This is a genomic window from Clostridium thailandense (assembly GCF_019207025.1).
Lineage (GTDB): Bacteria > Bacillota > Clostridia > Clostridiales > Clostridiaceae > Clostridium_AM > Clostridium_AM thailandense.
This window is the reverse complement of record NZ_JAEEGC010000170.1, coordinates 24,922-45,195: the sequence shown is the minus strand read 5'-3', so window position 1 is coordinate 45,195 and position 20,274 is coordinate 24,922. Positions and strand designations below refer to the sequence as shown.

Annotated in this window: 19 protein-coding genes and 1 pseudogene; 12 read left to right on the top strand and 8 right to left on the bottom strand. The window is 28.9% G+C overall.

The window, feature by feature from the left end:
• The first annotated feature begins 176 nt into the window (after positions 1–176).
• The 8 genes from I6U48_RS30390 to I6U48_RS26010 all read left to right on the top strand — a co-directional run bounded on the left by I6U48_RS30390 (position 177) and on the right by I6U48_RS26010 (position 8,279).
• Positions 177–1,664 (top strand): S24 family peptidase, encoded by a 1,488-nt coding sequence (locus tag I6U48_RS30390; protein ID WP_218323409.1) that lies wholly within the window; start codon positions 177–179, stop codon positions 1,662–1,664.
• Positions 1,665–1,800: 136 nt separating this feature from the next.
• Positions 1,801–2,100 (top strand): ATP-dependent Clp protease adaptor ClpS, encoded by a 300-nt coding sequence (locus I6U48_RS26040; RefSeq protein WP_218323408.1) that lies wholly within the window; start codon positions 1,801–1,803, stop codon positions 2,098–2,100.
• Positions 2,101–2,102: 2 nt separating this feature from the next.
• Positions 2,103–4,340 (top strand): ATP-dependent Clp protease ATP-binding subunit ClpA, encoded by a 2,238-nt coding sequence (gene clpA, locus I6U48_RS26035; protein WP_218323406.1) that lies wholly within the window; start codon positions 2,103–2,105, stop codon positions 4,338–4,340.
• A gap of 93 nt (positions 4,341–4,433) precedes the next feature.
• Positions 4,434–5,123 (top strand): Crp/Fnr family transcriptional regulator, encoded by a 690-nt coding sequence (locus I6U48_RS26030; protein WP_218323405.1) that lies wholly within the window; start codon positions 4,434–4,436, stop codon positions 5,121–5,123.
• Between the two features lie 285 nt (positions 5,124–5,408).
• The gene (locus tag I6U48_RS26025; RefSeq protein ID WP_218323404.1) at positions 5,409–6,464 is read left to right on the top strand and encodes an HD-GYP domain-containing protein; all 1,056 of its coding nucleotides are present in this window, start codon (positions 5,409–5,411) and stop codon (positions 6,462–6,464) included.
• A gap of 162 nt (positions 6,465–6,626) precedes the next feature.
• Positions 6,627–6,773: a hypothetical protein gene (locus I6U48_RS26020; protein WP_218323402.1), complete on the top strand. Its 147-nt coding sequence runs from the start codon at positions 6,627–6,629 to the stop codon at positions 6,771–6,773.
• Between the two features lie 191 nt (positions 6,774–6,964).
• Entirely contained in the window at positions 6,965–7,354 is a 390-nt protein-coding gene (locus I6U48_RS26015) for a hypothetical protein (protein ID WP_218323401.1), read from the top strand.
• A 148-nt stretch (positions 7,355–7,502) separates the two neighbouring features.
• Positions 7,503–8,279, top strand: a complete 777-nt coding sequence (locus I6U48_RS26010) for a formate/nitrite transporter family protein (RefSeq protein ID WP_218323400.1) — start codon at positions 7,503–7,505, stop codon at positions 8,277–8,279.
• A 106-nt stretch (positions 8,280–8,385) separates the two neighbouring features.
• Here I6U48_RS26010 and I6U48_RS26005 read toward each other — a convergent pair whose 3' ends face one another.
• The 5 genes from I6U48_RS26005 to I6U48_RS25985 form a co-directional block, all read right to left on the bottom strand.
• Positions 8,386–8,847: a ribonuclease H-like YkuK family protein gene (locus I6U48_RS26005; RefSeq protein ID WP_218323399.1), complete on the bottom strand. Its 462-nt coding sequence runs from the start codon at positions 8,845–8,847 to the stop codon at positions 8,386–8,388.
• Between the two features lie 136 nt (positions 8,848–8,983).
• The gene (locus tag I6U48_RS26000; protein WP_246615562.1) at positions 8,984–9,295 is read right to left on the bottom strand and encodes a hypothetical protein; all 312 of its coding nucleotides are present in this window, start codon (positions 9,293–9,295) and stop codon (positions 8,984–8,986) included.
• A gap of 46 nt (positions 9,296–9,341) precedes the next feature.
• Positions 9,342–10,304, bottom strand: coding sequence for an acyl-CoA dehydratase activase (locus tag I6U48_RS25995; protein ID WP_218323398.1), 963 nt, complete (start codon positions 10,302–10,304; stop codon positions 9,342–9,344).
• Positions 10,285–11,382 carry an acyl-CoA dehydratase activase-related protein gene (locus I6U48_RS25990; RefSeq protein WP_218323397.1) on the bottom strand — a complete coding sequence of 366 codons (1,098 nt, stop codon included), beginning with the start codon at positions 11,380–11,382 and terminating at the stop codon, positions 10,285–10,287. Before I6U48_RS25990 ends, I6U48_RS25995 begins: the two co-directional genes overlap by 20 nt.
• Positions 11,354–12,277 (bottom strand): acyl-CoA dehydratase activase-related protein, encoded by a 924-nt coding sequence (locus I6U48_RS25985; RefSeq protein ID WP_218323396.1) that lies wholly within the window; start codon positions 12,275–12,277, stop codon positions 11,354–11,356. The genes I6U48_RS25990 and I6U48_RS25985 overlap by 29 nt, the downstream gene beginning before the upstream one ends.
• A gap of 1,067 nt (positions 12,278–13,344) precedes the next feature.
• On the opposite strand from I6U48_RS25985, the pseudogene I6U48_RS30590 reads away from it, so the two are divergent.
• The 4 genes and pseudogenes from I6U48_RS30590 to I6U48_RS25970 all read left to right on the top strand — a co-directional run.
• Positions 13,345–13,524: pseudogene (locus I6U48_RS30590) on the top strand (recombinase XerC); the annotation flags it as partial.
• A gap of 36 nt (positions 13,525–13,560) precedes the next feature.
• The gene (locus I6U48_RS25980) at positions 13,561–14,226 is read left to right on the top strand and encodes a tyrosine recombinase XerC (protein ID WP_376774605.1); all 666 of its coding nucleotides are present in this window, start codon (positions 13,561–13,563) and stop codon (positions 14,224–14,226) included.
• A 49-nt stretch (positions 14,227–14,275) separates the two neighbouring features.
• Positions 14,276–14,704 carry an EamA family transporter gene (locus tag I6U48_RS25975; RefSeq protein ID WP_218323393.1) on the top strand — a complete coding sequence of 143 codons (429 nt, stop codon included), beginning with the start codon at positions 14,276–14,278 and terminating at the stop codon, positions 14,702–14,704.
• 166 nt (positions 14,705–14,870) lie between these two features.
• Positions 14,871–15,293 carry a SoxR reducing system RseC family protein gene (locus I6U48_RS25970; RefSeq protein WP_218323392.1) on the top strand — a complete coding sequence of 141 codons (423 nt, stop codon included), beginning with the start codon at positions 14,871–14,873 and terminating at the stop codon, positions 15,291–15,293.
• A 185-nt stretch (positions 15,294–15,478) separates the two neighbouring features.
• Here I6U48_RS25970 and I6U48_RS25965 read toward each other — a convergent pair whose 3' ends face one another.
• From I6U48_RS25965 to I6U48_RS25955, 3 genes are all read right to left on the bottom strand, one after another.
• Complete coding sequence (locus I6U48_RS25965; protein ID WP_218323391.1) at positions 15,479–17,332, bottom strand: type IA DNA topoisomerase; 1,854 nt, start codon at positions 17,330–17,332, stop codon at positions 15,479–15,481.
• Between the two features lie 311 nt (positions 17,333–17,643).
• The gene (locus I6U48_RS25960) at positions 17,644–18,147 is read right to left on the bottom strand and encodes a peptide deformylase (protein WP_218323390.1); all 504 of its coding nucleotides are present in this window, start codon (positions 18,145–18,147) and stop codon (positions 17,644–17,646) included.
• Between the two features lie 339 nt (positions 18,148–18,486).
• A complete protein-coding gene (locus I6U48_RS25955; protein ID WP_218323389.1) occupies positions 18,487–20,226 on the bottom strand; it encodes a sigma-54 interaction domain-containing protein in 1,740 nt (579 codons plus the stop codon).
• Between the last annotated feature and the right edge of the window lie 48 nt (positions 20,227–20,274).

Below are 20,274 nucleotides of genomic sequence, written 5' to 3'. Positions count from 1 at the left end.
TTTCAGGACAGCCCCTTTATTTTATAATTAAGCCAAACATATTAAAAATCCTCTTTTTAAAATTTATAATTACCAATCTTAAATTTCATTAACAATGAAATATTTTATAACCATTATAGTAATAGTTGAGTTATAATATATGTATTAATTTATATTCCTGATTTGGAGGTGAAAGGGTGGAGTTAGATACAGTTCAAAAGAAATTAGTATTAAGCAAGCAATTAGGAATCAATTTATTAAAAGGAAAAACTTCATCAGGAAAAACCACAGCAGCAGTACATAGAGCTATATATTTGAAAAATCAATACTGTTTATATGAGGACGATAAGATACTGATAGTATCAGATAGTAATAAAGACATTCAAACTGCTCAAATTATGTATAATAAAATATCATCTGAAAGTGAAACAGAATATTCAACGTTATTTTCCAAAAGAGAGGACAATTTGAGCTTTTATAGTATTAAAGAAATTGTTTATAAATATTTTAATTTAAACAGAAAAAAGAATAAATATAATATAATTAGTGATACTGAAAAAATAAATATAATAAGTAAGTGCTTACACGATGTAAAGAAAAATTATAAGAATATAAAATTTTTGCACGAAAAATATACAAGATTTTTTATTGATGAAATCAGTTGGATTAAATGTTGTAATTATACTACTTTAGAGGAATATCAAAATGCTGAAAGGACAGGAAGAAAAGTAAAAAAAGGAGAAGGTCCTTCTAGAATTTTCAAAAATTCAAATACAAGAGAAGCCATTTTTAATCTTATGCTTTTATATAATGAAATTTTGGAAAAGAGTAAAAGTATTGATTGTGAAGATATAGACATTATAGCTTTGGAGCAAGTAAAAACTTCTAATGATAAGTTTACTCACATAATAATAGACGAATTTCAAAACTTTACAAAGGTTCAATTTGAAATTATAAAATTATTATTATATAGAAAAGCATATTTCAGTATGACACTGGTAGATAACAAAGATATTAGTTTAAATCGTAATGCATGGTTTATAAAAGGAAAAAAGTTGAATAGAATTGGAGTAGATGGTAAAATTAAAACTTATAATCTAAAAAACACATATAAATCTGATTTAGAGTTAAAAACTAATATAAAAAGTGAAACTGAAAATTATGAGGATAGATATTCAATTGAAACTTTTGAATATCATGATATAAGACATAATAGAAAGTTTAATTTTATTAGAGATATAAACGATATATGTGATGTTATAGTAAAAGAAGAAGATAAGGAGTATGAATATGAAAAGGATGAGTTGAGAGAACTAGCGGTTTATAATGATATTGCTGCTGGAGAGCCTATATTAATAAATTCTGACATAGAGAATAAATTTTATATGCCAAAATATTGGCTTAAAGGTATAAATGACTGCTTTATATTAAAAGTTAAAGGTGAGAGCATGATTGGTGCTAACATTTTTGACGGCGATTATGTAGTTATAAGAAAGCAGTATTCTGCTCAAAATAAAGATATAGTTGCAGTAGAAATAGATGGAAGTGCCACATTGAAGCGACTTTCTATAAGTAAAGAAGGCATTAATCTAATGCCTGAGAACAGTAGGTTTAGTCCAATACCCGTAACTGATGATGGAACAAATATTATAGGGATAGCCATAGGAATTATAAAAGGAAAATAATTTAAAATTTGCTTTTGATGTTTATAGTTTATTTTAGGGTAAATTACAGAGGCTATTGTATAATGCGTTGTTAAATTTAAAATGTATATGTTAAAATAATCTTGAATATAATATGTTATTTTATGGAGTTGTTAAAATGTCTCAAAAATTTGATTTAAAAGAAGAAACTAAGATTAAATTTGCAAAGCCTAAAATGTATAAAGTACTTATTCATAATGATGACTATACAACAATGGATTTTGTCATAAAAGTACTTGTTAAAGTTTTTAAAAAGGAAGTAGTTGAGGCTACGCAAATTATGTATGATGTACATAAAAAAGGAGTTGGGGTTGCAGGTATATATTCCTATGATATAGCAGCAACCAAAACAGTACAAGCTATGACTATGGCGGAAGAAAGTGGCTTTCCGCTAAAATTTAGTATGGAAGAGGAGTAAATATGAAATTAGATTTAATAGTGAATGAGGTTATTTCTGCTGCTTATAACGAAGCAAAATATTCAAAACATGAATATTTCACTCCTGAACATATATTATATGCATTACTTTTTTTTAAAGAAGGAAAGAATATAATAGAAGCTATAGGAGGAGATGTAGAAAAGTTAAAAAGTGAGTTAGCTAAGTATTTAAAGGAAAATATTGATACAATAGAAGAAAACGAACCAGTAGAAACTATTGGAGTTCAAAATATATTAACAGCTGCTGGAGAGCATGTGCTAGCAGCAGATAAAGATACAATTAAGCTTGGAGATATTTTTGTATCTATATATGATGAACCAGAAAGCTTTGCTAGTTATTATTTAAAAAAACAAGGTATAAAAAGATTAGATATATTAAACTATGTAACTCATGGTATATCAGAAATAGATTTTGAGGTTGAGGAATCTTTTGAGGAGGATTTTGATAGTATTCTTGATGAAGAGAATACTAGTAGTAGAAACATATTGAATGAATTTGCAGTTGAACTTACGGAAAAAGCAAGAGAAGGAAAAATAGACTCGTTAATTGGTAGAGATGATGTCCTTGATAGAACTATTCAAATATTATCTAGAAGACTTAAGAATAACCCTATACATGTAGGTGATCCTGGAGTAGGAAAGACTGCTATTACACAAGGATTAGCAAAATTGATAGCAGAAGATAAAGTATCTAAATCACTTAAAGGAAGCAAAATATATTCTCTTGACTTAGGTGCTATGCTTGCAGGAACAAAATATAGAGGAGATTTCGAGGAAAGAATTAAGAAAGTACTTAAAACTATTTCTAAAGACGAGAAACCCATTGTCTATATAGATGAGATACATACTATAATAGGTGCAGGTTCAGTTTCTGGTGGAGCTTTGGATGCATCTAATATACTTAAACCCTTTTTAGCGGAAGGTAAGATAAGATTTATCGGATCTACAACCTATGACGAATATAAAAAGATTTTTGAAAAAGACAAAGCTTTATCTAGAAGATTTCAAAAAATTGAGGTGTCAGAGCCTTCCATAACAGATACTTATAATATCCTAATGGGAATAAAAGAAAACTATGAAAAGTTTCATAATGTAAAATATACTAAAGAAGCGTTAACAGCAGCAGTAGAACTTTCTACGAAGTATATTAATGATAGATACCTTCCAGATAAAGCTATAGATGTTATCGATGAGGCTGGAGCTTATGCTAGACTACATGCAGAAGATGAGAATACAGTTAGTATTGATTCAAAAGCTATAGAAAAAATAGTTTCATCTATAGCTAAGGTACCAGAGCAAAGTATCTCTTCAAATGAGTTAGAATTACTCAAACATTTAGAACTCAATTTGAAGAAAAAAATATTTGGTCAGGATAAAGCGATAGAAACAATTGTAAGTTCTATTAAAAGGTCACGTGCTGGTTTTAATGATGAAAACAGAACGGTTGCTAATCTATTATTCGTTGGAACTACAGGAGTAGGAAAAACTGAAATTTGTAAACAGCTTGCAAAATCTTTAAATGTTCCTTTAGTTAGGTTTGATATGAGTGAATATCAGGAAAAACACACAGTTGCGAGGCTTATTGGAGCTCCTCCAGGATATGTAGGATATGAAGAAGGTGGACTTTTAACAGATGCCATAAGAAAAACACCTTATTGTGTGCTTCTTTTAGATGAAATTGAAAAAGTTCATCAAGATGTATTGAATATCCTGCTTCAATTAATGGATTATGCAACAGTAACAGATAGTACAGGAAGAAAGACAGACTTCAGAAATGTAATATTAATTATGACATCTAACGCCGGAGCAGGAGCTATTGGAAAGTCTCTTATGGGATTTGGGAACAGAAAAGTTAGCCTTGATGCTATAGATACGGAAGTTGAAAAAGTTTTTTCACCAGAATTCAGAAATAGATTAGATGAAATAATTATTTTCAACAGAATGGATGAAAATATGGCTGTTTTAGTAGCTAAGAAGGCTATAAGTGAATTTGAAGAAAAATTAAAAAACAAAAATATAGAAATTAGTGTAACTGATGACTGTTATACTTGGCTTGCACAAAAAGGATTAAATTCTGATTATGGTGCAAGAGAAATAAATAGATTAGTACAAAAGGAAATTAAGCCTTATTTTGTAGATAAGATATTGTTTGAAGAAATACCTCAAGATAAAAAAATAATTGTAGATGTCAAAAATGAGAAAATTATAATTAGCAGCTAGAGCTAAACATGGAAAAACATACATTATTAATAATTAGTATGCATTTTCTTAAAATAGATATTAATGTTTTATGTAATGTAAGGGTGATATAATATGGGGAAAGTTACTTATGAAGATTTAAAGCAATTAAGTGTTTTCGATGATTTAGATGATTTTATCAAGGAAGAATTATTAACAAAGTCAGTAAAAATAAAACTAGATAAGGGAGAGCTCCTGTTTGCGGAAAGAGAAGAAGTGGATAAAATATATATAGTTTTAAGAGGAAAAGTGACTATGTTTAGAAACTCAGAAGAAGGTCAGAAAAGAGTTATATATATTTTAGGTCAAGGTGAATTTATAAATGAAGTTATTTTTGACAGCCTATCTGCATCTATAAATTGTGAGGCCTTTGAAAATAGTTATGTTATTTACTTACTAAAAAAAGATTTATTAGAAATAATGTCTAAAGATTTTAACTTATCTAAAATTATAATTACCTCAATGTCAAAGAAAATTAGGAGGCTTTATAGACAACTCAAAAATACTGTTCCAATAAAAATGGATAAGAAACTAGCTGCTAAGCTTTGGAAGTTATGTAGGGACTACGGAGTATCAACTGAAGATGGAGTCTTAATAAATTTAAATATAAGTATAACTTACTTAGCAGATATGCTTGGCAGTACAAGAGAAACTATTTCAAGGTGCATAAATAATTTCGAGAAAAAAGGAATGATAAAGTTTTCTGGTAAAAGAATGATAGTGAGAAATCCAGATGAATTATCTCTATATTTTAGAGGTAAGTAGATTGTATAATAGAATTATTATATTTTAGAACTCAGTACTCTTGAGGTATTGAGTTTTTTATTTAAGAAGTTTAAAAGTTTTATATGGATATAATGTTTACATAATAAAAATTATGACTAACTAAGTAGAATAAATCATAAGTTGGAATGTTAATAAAAATTTGATTTTAAATAAAGTTTTTATTTAAAACTAAAGGGAAATATAAATTGTTGTCGAATATAGATAAAATAAAACGACTTTAACATTTTATCTTTAATATTTGCCATGCATAGGGGGATTATAAACATGACCAAAAAGAAAATATTTTTAACTCTTAGTGAACTAAAACCAGATATGGTGGTAGCAGAGGAACTTAGGGCAGATGGTATACTATTATTAAATGAAGGAACTAAACTTACGGGCATAATAATAGACAAGTTGAAAGAAGTATATTTTTATGGTAAAGTTGCTATTTATAGTGATGGTGCGGACACTCTTAAGTTTTACCAAAATAAAAGTGTAGAAGAAATAGAAGAGATTTTCATTAAACTTTCAGTTGATATAAAGGGTATATTCAACAATGTAGAAGAAAACATCACAACTAATACTCAAGAAGTAACTACTTTTGCTCAAAAAATTAGAGAAGAATTGAATTCAACAAAATCCATTATAAAAAATGTAATATTATCTGGCAGTGGAGAAGATGTAATATACAGGCATTCTGTAAATGTAACAGCTTTAAGCTCTGTTCTTGGTAAGTGGCTTGGATTTAGCGAAAATGAAATAAATCTTTTAAATCATGCAGCTATACTACATGATTTTGGAAAGACAAAAGTTGATAGTAAAATACTAAATAAAATATTACCTTTAAAAAGTGAAGATTGGATTGAAATAAAAAAACATCCTGTTTATATATATAATTCCCTAAAAGGTATAACTTCCATAGATCCATCTATAATATATGGGGTACTTATGCATCATGAAAGATTAGATGGTAGTGGTTATCCTCTTGGGGTTAAAGCAGATAAAATTCATCCTTTTGCAAAAATAATTGCCATTGCAGATACTTTTGATGCGATAAATTCTGATAGAATATATCGAAAAAGTCTAGGACCTTTTGAAGCATTAGCAACGCTAAAAAGAGAAAGCTTAGGAAAACTGGATTATGAGTATTGCAAAGTATTTATAGAACATGTGCTAACTTTTCTCATGGGTGAAAGTGTTCTGCTAAATACAAATAAAATATGTACAGTAATAGGAATTAATTCAGATGAAATATCCCGTCCTCTTTTATTTGATGGATCAGAATTCTTGGATTTAAAAAATCATAAAGAAATTTATATAACGAAATTATTACTATAGCTATATGGTAAGTATCTTGTGCGGTTATCTACATACAACTTTGGCAGTTTAATTATATATTTGCTTATCTAAAATAACTTATTAAAAATATAAAGCATTGAATTTCCATAAATAACCATATATAATTGTATTTATACAATGGTATAAAAGGGTGGGATATTAATGGAGATAATAAACAAGAGACAAATGCGTAATAAAAAGAAGAAGAAAAAGGAGAAAGAAAGACTTTTGTTAATTCTTTTTATAGTAGTTATATTAATTATGGTAGCAGCATTTCTATTTGAAAAAGTTATACTTAGAAATTTCTAAACTTATGGATTTTTTTAAGAATTTGTTGTTAACTCCTCTGAATTAAGTGAAACATAGAACTATATTAATTAGGCAGTAGATTATATACACATCTTTAATACAAGATTAATATAATATGAGTGTGGTGGTTTCTGATCATGTGAAATGCTGAGCTGCCTAATTTTATATAGTTCGAGGAGGAAGAGTCTTATATGAAAACAATATTTAATTTTTATTTATTATATGAAGATGTGGATGATAGTTATGAAGATTTGCTAATAGGGATTGAGACTGAGGATCTAATTTATCTAACACTACAAGCAGGTGACTATGTAATTCTTCCTGAGGATGAAAATTCAGAGTTTATTGTGAGCAAAGTAGTGAAGAATATTTCTAATCATCAGATAGATATATTTGTGTCAAAATTAAAGGGTGCAGAAGAAATATTTGGTGAACTGGAGACCTTTGCCAGCAAAACACTTCAAACAATGTTTGATTCAATAAAGGCTAATATTGATGATATAAATAAAGATAAAATTGAAGATACTAAAGAAACATATTTAGAGGATGTTAGTTATGAAGAAATGAAAGAAAAGAAATAATAGAATTTGAGTTGTCATTAATAAATGGCAGCTCTTTTTATTTAACGAAAAATTTTTAATCAATTTTTAAATAATGTGATAATTATCACATTATTTTTTTGATAAAGATGTTATGTTAAATATATAACAATATAAAGGAGTGTTGCTAGTGTTCAAAGAAGAAATAATTAAAATAAGTGAAGCATCTGTAAAAAAAGCTAATTTTGTAAAAAATGAAAAAGGTAAATATTTAATAGCATCTGCTCTAGCAGGCATGTTTGTTGGGTTTGGCATTTTATTAATTTTTACTATTGGCGGTATGCTATCTGCTGTAAATTCGCCAAGCACTAAGATAATGATGGGAGTTTCCTTTGGAATTGCTTTAAGTCTTGTAATTATGGCAGGCTCTGAGCTGTTCACCGGAAACAATATGGTTATGACAATTGGTGTTTTAGAGAAAAAGATTAAGTTGAAATCATTGTTTAGCGTATGGTTCTTTAGTTATCTAGGAAATTTCATTGGATCAATAGTCTTAGCCTTACTTTTTGCATATTCTGGACTTGCAAAAGGGCCTACAGCGGATTTTATATTTAAGATTTCGGCGGCAAAGATGTCTGCACCATTTATGGAATTACTAATTAGAGGAATTTTGTGTAATATACTTGTTTGTTTAGCAGTATGGTGTTCTTTTAAATTAAAAGAAGAAACAGCAAAGCTTATTATGATATTTTGGTGTTTATTTGCATTTATAACTTCAGGTTTTGAACACAGTATAGCTAATATGACCCTCTTATCCATATCTTTGTTGCTACCACATAAAGTTCCAATATCTTTAAGTGGATTAGCCTATAATTTAACAGCGGTAACTCTTGGTAATATTATTGGTGGCATGATATTTGTTGGGTTTGCTTATTGGTATGTTTCCAATAATAAATGTAATTCATAAAAAATTTTGATGTAATAATGTAAGATCAATATAATGTTATAAACTAAATCAGATGTTAACATAACAAATTTAGTTAAGTTGACATCTGATTTAGTTAACGTAGAAATTACTTTGAATATTTATTTGCTATGCTGGAAGCGGCATAGGAATAAGGTTTCACATTACAAGTAAAACCACAGCTCTTAACCCATCCTACTATTTCAGGTATCATTTTGGAGGTTAATCCATCATCACCTACATCTACATGGATACTTATATCACATTTAAAGTCTTCCTCATTGAACTTTTCTGATAATCGCTGAGCTAGTTCAATGCTTAAACTAGTTTCGTAAAAAATTTTTTGTCTTAGGTTAGATATCTTATTCACACGTTTAATATCATAAAAAAATATACCACCATTTCCAACTCTCCAAATAGCTACAACCACAACTACCTTTGTAATATCAAAGTTTTGTGAGTCGGTTCCTATAGCTATTTCATACTTACGGCTTTGATCACTTTGAATATATTTTTTAATAATTTGGATCATTGATTTAAAAGATACATCTCCATACGTGATACTTTGCATAATATATCTCTCCTTAGATTTAATTCTAAAGTCCATCAATAATATTTACATTATTATATTGATAATATAACAATTTTGTTAACTTTATTTTATTATAGTATATAAATTCTTTAAATAAATGTTAAAATACATTTATTTACCCAAAGAATTCAGGTTCATCCTTGAAATCGGAACGTATAGCTTTTTGTAAAATAGTTAAATCAATTTTTTCTGTATCTGTAAAAAAGGGGCACGGATAATGCGCACCGCACTTAGTACATTCTAGATATTCTTTTGAACAAGTCTTTTCTCTATTGTCAAATAGAAAGGGTAGAGCTGATTTATTATCACTGCGTAATTTTGTATCTGGTGTATTAAGCTTATAAGTGTATACATATGTAGCTTCTCTTTTTATATTAAAAGAGTTATTGTTACATTTTGGACATATCAATAATTCGTCAATATTCAATCTACAACATCCTCTCTAGATAATGTGTAATTTTATAGAAAAGCCTTTAAACCGCTAATACACTGCCGCTCCATTTTCCGCATCTATCGCCGAAATATCCAACAATCGTTTCACTACCTAATATTTTTACTACCTCACAGCCATTAGGGCATCCTGTACATTCGAAGCTTTTGGAGATGAATTCTATATCGGCTAAATCAAAGCCTTTAAATTTGGTTTTTTCATTTGTTTTCTCCAAATGCTCTTTAGCTAAAATTGCAGAACCAATAGCTCCCATAACTTTGTAGTTGTCTGGAATTGTTACATCACATCCTAAAGCTTCCTCAAAAGAAGCTTTCATGCCTATATTAGCGGCTACACCTCCTTGAAAGAATATCTCTGATTTTATTTCTTTTCCTTTAGCAACATTATTAAGATAATTTCTGACAAGAGCATCACAAAGACCTTTAATAATATCCTTATCACTATATCCCAGTTGTTGTTTATGTATCATGTCTGACTCGGCGAAAACGGCACATCTTCCGGCTATTCTAACTGAATTCTTAGCTTGTAGAGCGTAATTTCCAAACTCTTCAATAGGAATATCAAGTCTTTCAGCCTGTCTGTCGAGAAAAGAACCAGTTCCGGCAGCGCATACTGTATTCATTGCAAAATCTGTTACGATTCCATTGTTTAAAATTATTATTTTTGAATCCTGACCGCCAATTTCAATTATAGTTCTGACATTTTTGTTATTTTCAAGGGATGCAACAGCATGAGCTGTTATTTCATTTTTGACAACATCGGCACCGATTAAAAATGATGCGATTTGTCTTCCACTGCCTGTTGTTCCAACAGCTTTAATTTGTTTTGTATCGTATTTACTTTGTAATAGCTTAAAACCTTCTTGTATAGCGTTTATTGGTCTTCCTTTAGTTCTTAAATATAATGAGTCTACAATATTTATATTACTGTCTACAAGTACGATATCGGTGCTTACAGAGCCAACATCAACTCCCATATAATACATTTTTCTTTCTCCTTTCAAGTAAATCTAAAAATGCCTCAATCCTAGTTACATATCCAGCATCACCAGTCAATTCATCTACAACTAAAGTTAAAATAGGAAAGTCTTTATCTTTAGATATAGATGGAAGTATTGCTTTTGAAACAATTTCTGGCATACATCCCATAGGAAATATTTGAATTGCTCCGTCAAAATTATGTTTCTTAGCCAGTATAGTTTCACCGATACATTCTCTTGCATGACCACCAATATACAGTGGAAGATATTCCTTTGAGGCTTTTCGTATATCTAAGGAATTTATTTTAAATTTAGTCAATGCCATATTCTTAAACCACCAGCTTGGCGTGAGATGCCTTTTGGTTGAAATTCCATAATCCATTAACTTATCTTCGATATAAAAACTTGAAAAAGGTTCGATTATAGTATAAATTTCACCTACAATGGCAATTTTGATTGGATTTTTTTCTTTGTCAATAGGCACGGAATCTAATAAATGTTTGTATTTTTTAAAGTGCTCAAACATTTGTTCTGGAATATCAATTTTTAACGCTTCTGCTTTACAACGACTTAAAAGTTGTTTACACTCTCCTTTATTTAATTCATATCCAGCAAGATATCGAGCAGTGCTTTCTATATCATCTATTTGATTTATAATTTTTACAGCATAGTAAATAGCCTTAAGTTGTTCTTTTTTATTGCGACTGCTAGCAGATAAAACCGAGTTAATTCTATTGAAAAGTTCTTTTATTCCTATGTCTCTTGGGTTATCCATTATTATAAAATTTAAATTATGTCCTAATTTTTTTAGTAATTTCATTTGTAACTCGCAATATTCTCCAAATCTACAAGGACCACAACTCCCTACAAACAAGATGGTATCGGCCCCTTGTTTGATACTCTCAATATAGTTGCCTATCATTATTTTAAAAGGTAAACATATTTCGTCTGGAGAATATAAAGAGCCTATCTCTAGAGCTGCTTTGTTGCTCAAAGGTGGTATAACATAATCTACTCCTAAACCATCAAATAAAGCTTTAGCCGCGAAATATGTATTACCAAGATGAGGAAAGGTTATTTTCATGTAAATTACACCTCCTTTCAAGCATATCTGCAAAGGCCTCTAATCTTGTGTTAAAACCTGCTTCACCAGTATGTTCATCGATCTTTAAAATAAGAAACGGAAAATTATTCAGTTTATCTTTTATGAGCTCTATTACTACAGAGTCAATTCCACAAGCAAAAGAAGATATATATACTATCCCATCTATTTTATTTGTCTCGGCTAAATAAGTTGAAAAGCCATAAGAATTTTTAGCAAAAGTCCAAAAGGGTTTTTTATAAAGAGATCTAACTTGATTCTTTATAAAAGAGTTTTCTAAATTTTCTTCTGTTATTATTCCTATACCCAAATTGTTTAATTTTTTAACTACATCCATATTGATAAATTTGTCATAGATATTATAAGGGTGCCCTGCTAATGCTACATTCAATTTAAATCCGCTGTTTTTTATTCCACCTTTATAATTTTTTTGTGCATCTATAGCTGAATTATATGCTCTTTGGATTTTTAAATAATTCTTAGTAAATAGAAATCCGGTATCATTAACCCAACTCTTTAGGCTGTTTTTCGAGAATGCATAAATAGGGGAGGTAATAGTTTTAGGCATATTGGGTATATTGTTTATCACCATTTCTGGAAGACCGCAAAATTTTGGACAGATATATTCTTTGGGATTTATTTGCATGATTCGCGGAATAAATAGTATATCGCAGCTATCTTTAATATATGCAACGTGGCCATGAAATACCTTGACAGGTAAGCAGGCTTCATCTACACAATATTTTATGCCCATATCTAATATGTTTTTATTAGTTTCTGGTGAGGTTACAATTTCTGCTCCTAATTCTGTGAAAAAGGTTTCAATAAATGGTTGGTATTTATAATACAATAGTCCTTTAGGTATACCGATTTTCATTTAAATTTCTCCTTTGATTAGTAAATAAAAATATATAAAACAAATACTCACATTTGTATATTTTACCTTATTATAAAAATATTATTCATTTTAATATTACATGTATATGACATATTAATTATTATGTTAACTATATAAAAATGATTAGAATAAATTCAAGGTATTTAAACAGACTTATAAATATCATTTTAAAAATATCTATCATTATTTTTTAATAGCTATGAATCAAAAATCTGATAAACTAGAAAAATTTAAAGACAAGATGTGATTGATCTGAAGTTAGAATCGAAACAGCTGTAAATAAGTTTAAGGTTTAGAAGGAAAGAAACGAAACGATTTCTGGCAAAAAAATAATTTTTAAAATTGTTTAATTGTACAAAAATACAACTAGAGAATTTTTATTTTGTATTTTTATAAATAAATGTATAATGTTTTACGACAATGACAATTAAAGAAATGACTTTAAATTACAAATTATTTCTTGTAACCTACCGCATAGGGAAGAGTGGGGGAAATGGAAGAAAAATGAATCCACAAAGTTATCACCAGATTGTGGGAATATGATAATTTGATAACCGTTAACGAATTTTAACTCAACAAATGAAAGTTTATATAGTGAAAAATGAATTTAAATTGTCGTGAAAATAGATTTATGCTAATTGAGAATATTATCAATTGAAATCTAGATGTAGAAATATAAAGAATTGATTTTACAAATATATACAAGAAATTTGTTAGTGAAATAATGATTGATTGCATTGTATTTTAATTAACACTATGATGCCGAGTACGGATGTTGATATATCTGTACTCATGAATTGTTCTACTAGCAGGAATCCGTTAAATAATGTATAATAAAGTATGTAGAACATAAGGATTTATATACTATTTTGCCTAATATTATATTCGCTAAATACACATTTAGCGAAGTTGTATTGAAATTTAGAGGGGGACAAGCCAAAATGCATTACAATTTAAACCATATATATGATCCAGATATTCCTGATCACTTAAATAATTTTTTAAATTACCTCGGCACTATTCGTGGTAAGTCTAAAAATACTATTGATGGATATAAAGTTGATCTCATTATGTTTTTTAGATTTTTAAAACTTTATAGAGGAAAAGTTTCAAATGACCAGGAGTTCGAAAATATAAAAATAAATGACATAGATGATTCTTTTATAAAGAAGATAAAACTTAGTGATTTGTTCGCTTTTATATCTTTTGCAGAAAATTATAGAAATAACGGCAGCTATGCTAGAGCTAGAAAAGTCGCTACATTGAAATCTTTCTTCAAGTATCTTAATGGCAAAGCCAAGATAATAGATGAAAATCCTGCTTTAGAATTAGAATCACCTAAAATAAGCAAAAGAAACCCTATTTATCTTACTTTAGAAGAAAGTAAAGCTCTTTTGAATTGTATAGATGGAAAATACAAAGAAAGAGATTACTGTATAATAACACTGTTTTTAAACTGCGGGTTAAGACTTTCGGAATTGTGCGGCATAGACATTTCTAGAATTAAAGAAGACACTTTAACTGTTATAGGAAAAGGCAATAAAGAAAGAACTGTTTATTTAAATAACGCTTGCATGAAAGCTATACATAATTATTTGATGGTCAGAAATCAAGATTACGATAAAATTAGAGATAAAGATGCCCTTTTTATTAGTAAGAATTATACTAGAATAAACAAACGGTCTGTAGAAATGATGCTTAAAAAATATTTAGGAAAAGCCGAATTGGATACGGATAAATATACTCCACATAAGCTAAGGCACACTGCTGCCACTCTTATGTATAAATACGGAAATGTAGATATAAGAAGTCTTCAAAAAATATTAGGTCACGAAAATGTATCTACTACTCAGATTTATACTCATGTTGATGATGAAAAATTAAGAGAAGCAGTACGTTCTAATCCACTTAGTGATGAAGATCTTTAGAGAATTTAACTAGAAAAAATAGAATTAAATTAACAAGCGAGGTAAAGTTATGTTTATGTATATATTCCCTATTTGTATTATAGTAGCATCAAATATTTTTTATCAAACATGTTCTAAATTAGTACCTGCAAAGGTCAATCCTTTTTCTTCATTGATTATCACGTATTTAACTGCAGCACTTATGTCTGCTATTGCATTTAACTTTTATAAGACAGATAAAGGATTCTTTCAATCTTTTAAGGATTTAAATTGGACTAGTATAGTACTCGGAATTACTATAGTTGGACTTGAATTTGGATATATAATGGCATACCGCGCAGGATGGAACATAAGTGTAGGCTCTTTGGTAGCTAATATCACTCTTGCACTTTTACTTATTCCAATAGGAATATTATTTTTTAAAGAAGGCTTTGGACCTAATAAGATATTAGGAATAGTTCTTTGTATTTTGGGTTTGATATTTATAAATAAAAAATAAAGGAAATTCACCTGCTCTATTTATCCTAAGTAGTCACTTAAAATTTTGTAAACTCATATAATTTAGTAAAGCCAATAAATAACATTTTCTTCATAACTTCTACATAACTATTATTTATACTTATATTATTAAATATATTACACATATTTTGAAGGAGTTGAATGATATGAAAACAGAATCGGAAGGCACTGTAATAGAAGTTGCTGGTAATACTGCAAAAATTAAAACAAATAGACATGGAGATTGTAAGAATTGCGGAGCGTGCCCTGGAGATCAAGCTATGGTTGTAGACGCACTAAATCCATTGGGAGCTAAAGCCGGACAGCGTGTTACCTTTGAAATAAAACAAACAAATATGTTAAAAGCTGCATTTATTGTTTATATATTACCGTTAATATCAATTTTTATCGGAGCTATATTCGGAACTATGATAGCTCAAAGAATCGAACTAAAAACTATAATATTGCAGATTGTTGGTGCTGCAGTTGCATTTACATTATCGATTTTGTATATAAAGTTTTTCGAAAAATCCACTCGCAGTAACGAAAAAATGCAGCCAGTAATTACAAGTATTGTTTCGAAGAATTAAAAGGTTTTATTTATAACTATATGCTTTTGTTATAAAATAGTCCCTTATAAAGAGTGTAATTAAAAAAGTGCTAGGTATTTAATTTTATACCTAACACTTTTTATTTTTAATATAATAGGAATATTCCAAATAGATAATTGTGACAGAAGCTTTGCTTATTTCTAAGCACGGCGGCGCCTCACATATTAATTTCCCCTAGTATCACATATTAATTCAGCTTTAATTTTTTTTATTTTTATTACACCATTTTTAGTAAAAGCAAAGATTTCATTTAAGAAATCTTCCTTCTTAAAGTTACCCTTCTCAACATCATATAACTTTTTCTCTAATCTACCAGTGTAATCTGTATCCATCAACTCTTTCAAAGGGAAATTTTCAACAAGTTTAATCCCCTTGTCAGTAATCAATAATGACTTTCCTTTCGTAGTTATATAATCAGCATATTTAAGTTTATTTATTGTCTCAGCTCTTGTAGCTGCGGTCCCTATGGAATACCCATAAAGTACAGAAGATTCTTCTTCTCCGTCTTCGTCATTTGAATTAGAGTTTTTGCCGCAGGTCTCCATAGCCTTTAATAGAGTCTTTTCTGTATGATGTGCTGGAGGTTTACTTTTCTTTGATGCTACTTTGATTTCTGTCATTTTAACTACATCATTTTTATTAACCGGTGGCAGCAACTCATCTTTTTTATCTTCATCATAAAGTTTAAGCCATCCTTTAACTCGTAGTATTTTTCCTTTAGTGGAGAACAATCTTTCGTAATTTTCTCCTTGCACACTGGTTATTATTTCTGTATTTTCATATTCTGCTGAAGGCATAAATTGAGATATAAATCTGTTTTTTATTGAATCATATACGATTCTTTCATCTTCAGTTAAATTTTTAGGAATAATATAAGTTGGTATAATAGCACTATGGCTTTCTACCTTTTCGTTGTTAAACACTTTTTTAGAAGCATTAAATACTATTTCATCTTTAAAAGGTAAATTCTTTTTTAATACCTCTAGAACATTTTTAGCCTTATCCTTTATAGTTTCCTCTAAAGCTGTACTTTCTGTTCTTGGATAAGTAATATGCTTTTTTTCATATAAGCTTTGCGCTACTTTTAATACTTTGTCTGCTGTAAACCCTTTGAATTTACTTGTCACGTAACCCTGTAAATTACTTAAGTTAAATAAGCTAGGTGCATTTTCTTTTTTTATTTCTACTGTTTTTTCTGTTATAATGCCATCTTTTCCTTGTATTTCATCCTTAAGTCTTTCTATACTCTGCTTATTTGGAAATTTATCTTTTTTCCCATAAAAAAACTTTCCTTTGTACGTTCCTGCTTCATTTTTAAAGGTTGCAATTAATTCAAAAAACTCTTCCACTTTAAAATTCTTTATTTGCATTTCTCTATCATATATCATTTTAAGGGTTGGCATTAATACTCTTCCTATATTTAATAGATTCCCCTTGCCTCTTGTGTATTTCATCGTAGCTATAGAGGTGAAATTTATTCCTATAACCCAATCGGCCAGTTGACGGCTTACACCAGCATCCTGCAGAGGCTTCATTTCTGAATTTTTCTTTAGATTGTTTAATCCTTTTTTTATTTCTGTTGGAGTCCATTCATTAATTAATATTCTATGTATAGGTTTGGATATATTGAGATAATTAAAGATAAGAAGAGCAATAAGTTCTCCTTCTCTATCAAAGTCTGTAGCTGCAATTATATCTGCTACATCATCTCTGTTAACAATATATTTTATTATTTCAAGTTGTTTTTTTGCACCAGAGTCCACTATATTTCTGTTTTTACTATCGTTTTTTACTTTATATTTAAATTTTTCTGGTATATAAGGAAAATTTTCAAAGCTCCATAATGCTAATTTAGGATCATAATCTTTACAATCATAGAGCGTTAATAGATGCCCGAAAGCCCATGTTATTATATAGTTTTCTCCTTCTATGTATCCAGTTTTTTTCGTTTTACACTGAAGTGCCTCAGCAATGTTTCTAGCTACTGAAGGCTTTTCTGCTAATATCATTCTCTTCATTTAACTCACCCGTAATCATTCTTCTATTCATATATGCAAAATTATATACAATGTTACCTTATAAATTGTAACAGAATAATATTATACTACTTTTTTAATACTAAATAAATACATTATTTAATCTACATGATAAGGTTATGTAACTATAGAGATACTTTGTATGTAACTGACAGTATGTGGATACATATTAAATATTATGTTAACTAAAAAATACTTTTTGCATATAGAAGGACTATCAAAATTTTGCCGAGTCCTTCTATATGTTTATTAAAGATATAGAAAAGCTATGTCAACTAAATAAACTATGAAGTTTAGAAACAGCCTGACTTACTCCTATTTATTCTAAATGATTTAGTATCAATAGCTCTTTGCACTGCTAATATGCCATCTAAATGATCATATTCATGCTGTATTAATTCAGATAGATCTCCTTCGAATTCTAAGACACAATCTTTCCAATCCAAATCTTTGTAATATACTCTACACTTTTCATATCTATATAATTTAACTTCTAAACCAGGATAGCTCATACAATCATCCCACATTTCAAATTTTTTGTCTTCAAAAAATTCAATTTTAGGATTTATGAACGCCATAGAGGTATTATCAAAATTCATATAAATTATTCTATAAGTTTCATCTATCTGTGGTGCTGCTATGGCCCTTCCAAAACCATATTTTTCTCTAAAGTTCATCATTGTATCATGTAAATCTTCAACTATTTGTTTCGCCTTCCCAAGTTCACTTTGTGAAATCTCTTTGCATACCTCGTACAAACTTTCATTGCCAAGTAATAATATTTCTCTTACAGCCATTACTCTCTCTCCTTTAATTTTAAAATTATTTATTTTAAATTATATACAGCAAAATGCATACCAATTTTAATTAATAAAATGAAATTTCTGATATATTCTGTATTAATAAGGGTTGCCTGTATTTTTAAAACTAGGTTACAGACAATTCAAATTATCATTTTTGATAATTTAAATTGTTTATAATAATGGAATATTGATATTAATGATATCTTTTTATTTGCTAATAAGTAACTATGATGCTTGAAAAACAACGCTGATATGTAGAATTATTTTGTATACAAGTTACATGATTATCAAAAATGATAAGTCTATCATTTTTGATAATCATGCCTTTCTTCTCTATAATTTTATATTATATTTCTTCAATTTGCGGTATAAGGTAGCAATACCTATCCCCATTTTCTCTGCAATAACTTTTTTTGATTCTCCATTAGAACCATAAAGTTCAATTGCCTTTTTAAAAAGCTCTTTCTCCATGCATTCTATAGCATAATTATTAAAGCTCAAAGCTTTAGTTGAGTTTTTAATTTTTGCAGGTAGTAAATCTTCATCGATATTTCCGTCTTCTCCCATCATGTTAATAACATATTCAATTGTATTTTGAAGTTCTCTTACATTACCAGGCCAATTATATTTTTCAATAAAACTCCAGAAGCTTTGTGAGATGGCGGATACATTTTTATTAAATAACTTCGAAAACTTATGGATAAAGCAGTGGGTTAACAGCTTTATATCGCCATTTCTTTTTCTAAGGGGTGGAAGAAAAATAGGTATTACATTTAATCTATAATATAAATCTTCTCTGAAGGTATTATTTTTAACCATATCTTCTAAGTCTTTATTTGTAGCAGCAATTACTCTTGCATTAATATTTATTGTTTTATTAGAACCTAATCTTATAACTTCTCTCTGCTCTAGTACTCTTAGTAGCTTTACCTGTATATATATAGGCATATCACCTATTTCATCTAAAAAAATAGTTCCGTTATTGGCCTGCTCAAACTTACCTATTTTACCTTTTGGGTCAGCTCCTGTAAAAGCTCCTTTCACATAACCAAATAATTCGCTTTCAAGAAGGTTTTCAGGAATTGCAGCACAGTTGACAGCAATAAAAGGCTCCTCAGATCTTTCACTTTCATTATGAAGAGCTCTAGCGTAAAGTTCTTTACCTGTACCACTTTCACCTGTTATCAATACTGTTGATGCAGAAGACGCAAGCCTCTTTATTTTTTGATTTAATACTTGTATTTCTTTGGACTCCCCTAAAATATTACTTAGGTTAAACTTTTCTTTAGTTGTAGTTACACTAAGGGCTTTTTGCTGCACAGCCTCTGGATCCTTAAATATAAAGAGTTCATTGTAGTCATTATTATTTATACGATACATTTTTCCTATAGTATCAACAAAACGATTCTCTATTTGTACTTCATATTCCATTAAACCCATTAACATATCCCCTGTAGACTTTAACTGTACATTAATATTTTTGTTATTATTGAGATTAATTCCCAATATCTTTTTACCAGCTTCATTTGCCCTTGATATATTACTATTTCCATCTAACACAATAATGCCTTCTTCTGTATTGTCAATAATCTCATTTAAAAAACCTATAAGTGCTAAATTTCTCTCGTTTTCTTCTGCCTCAAGGGCTTTTGAAACAATTAAATCTGAAATTTGATCAATAAAGTTGATAAAAGTATTATAGTTTTCCAATATGTGCTTTTTCTGTGCTTCTGTAGTACATACAAATGCTATTATTCCAATAACTTTTTCATTTAACTTAATTGGTGCATTCATATCAAAAGTTTCAATGCAATTTAATCTATCAGGACAATTGGCACAAACTTCATTTTCCCTAGGATTTTCAATAATTTTCTTCATTCCAGTATCGATGACCATTTTAGCTATATGTCCTTCATCAAGCATATTTAAATTATTTTTCTCCTTATATTGACCTGTACCAGCTATTCTTATTAAGTTTGAATCTGCAATTACAACATCCACTTTAAGTATTTCAGATAGCACTACAACATATTTGTTAACTGTATCTTGTATTTTCCATAAAATATTATCCATCCTTGTCACCGCCTTTTTAATGCTATGTTAATATTTTAAAATAAGTTT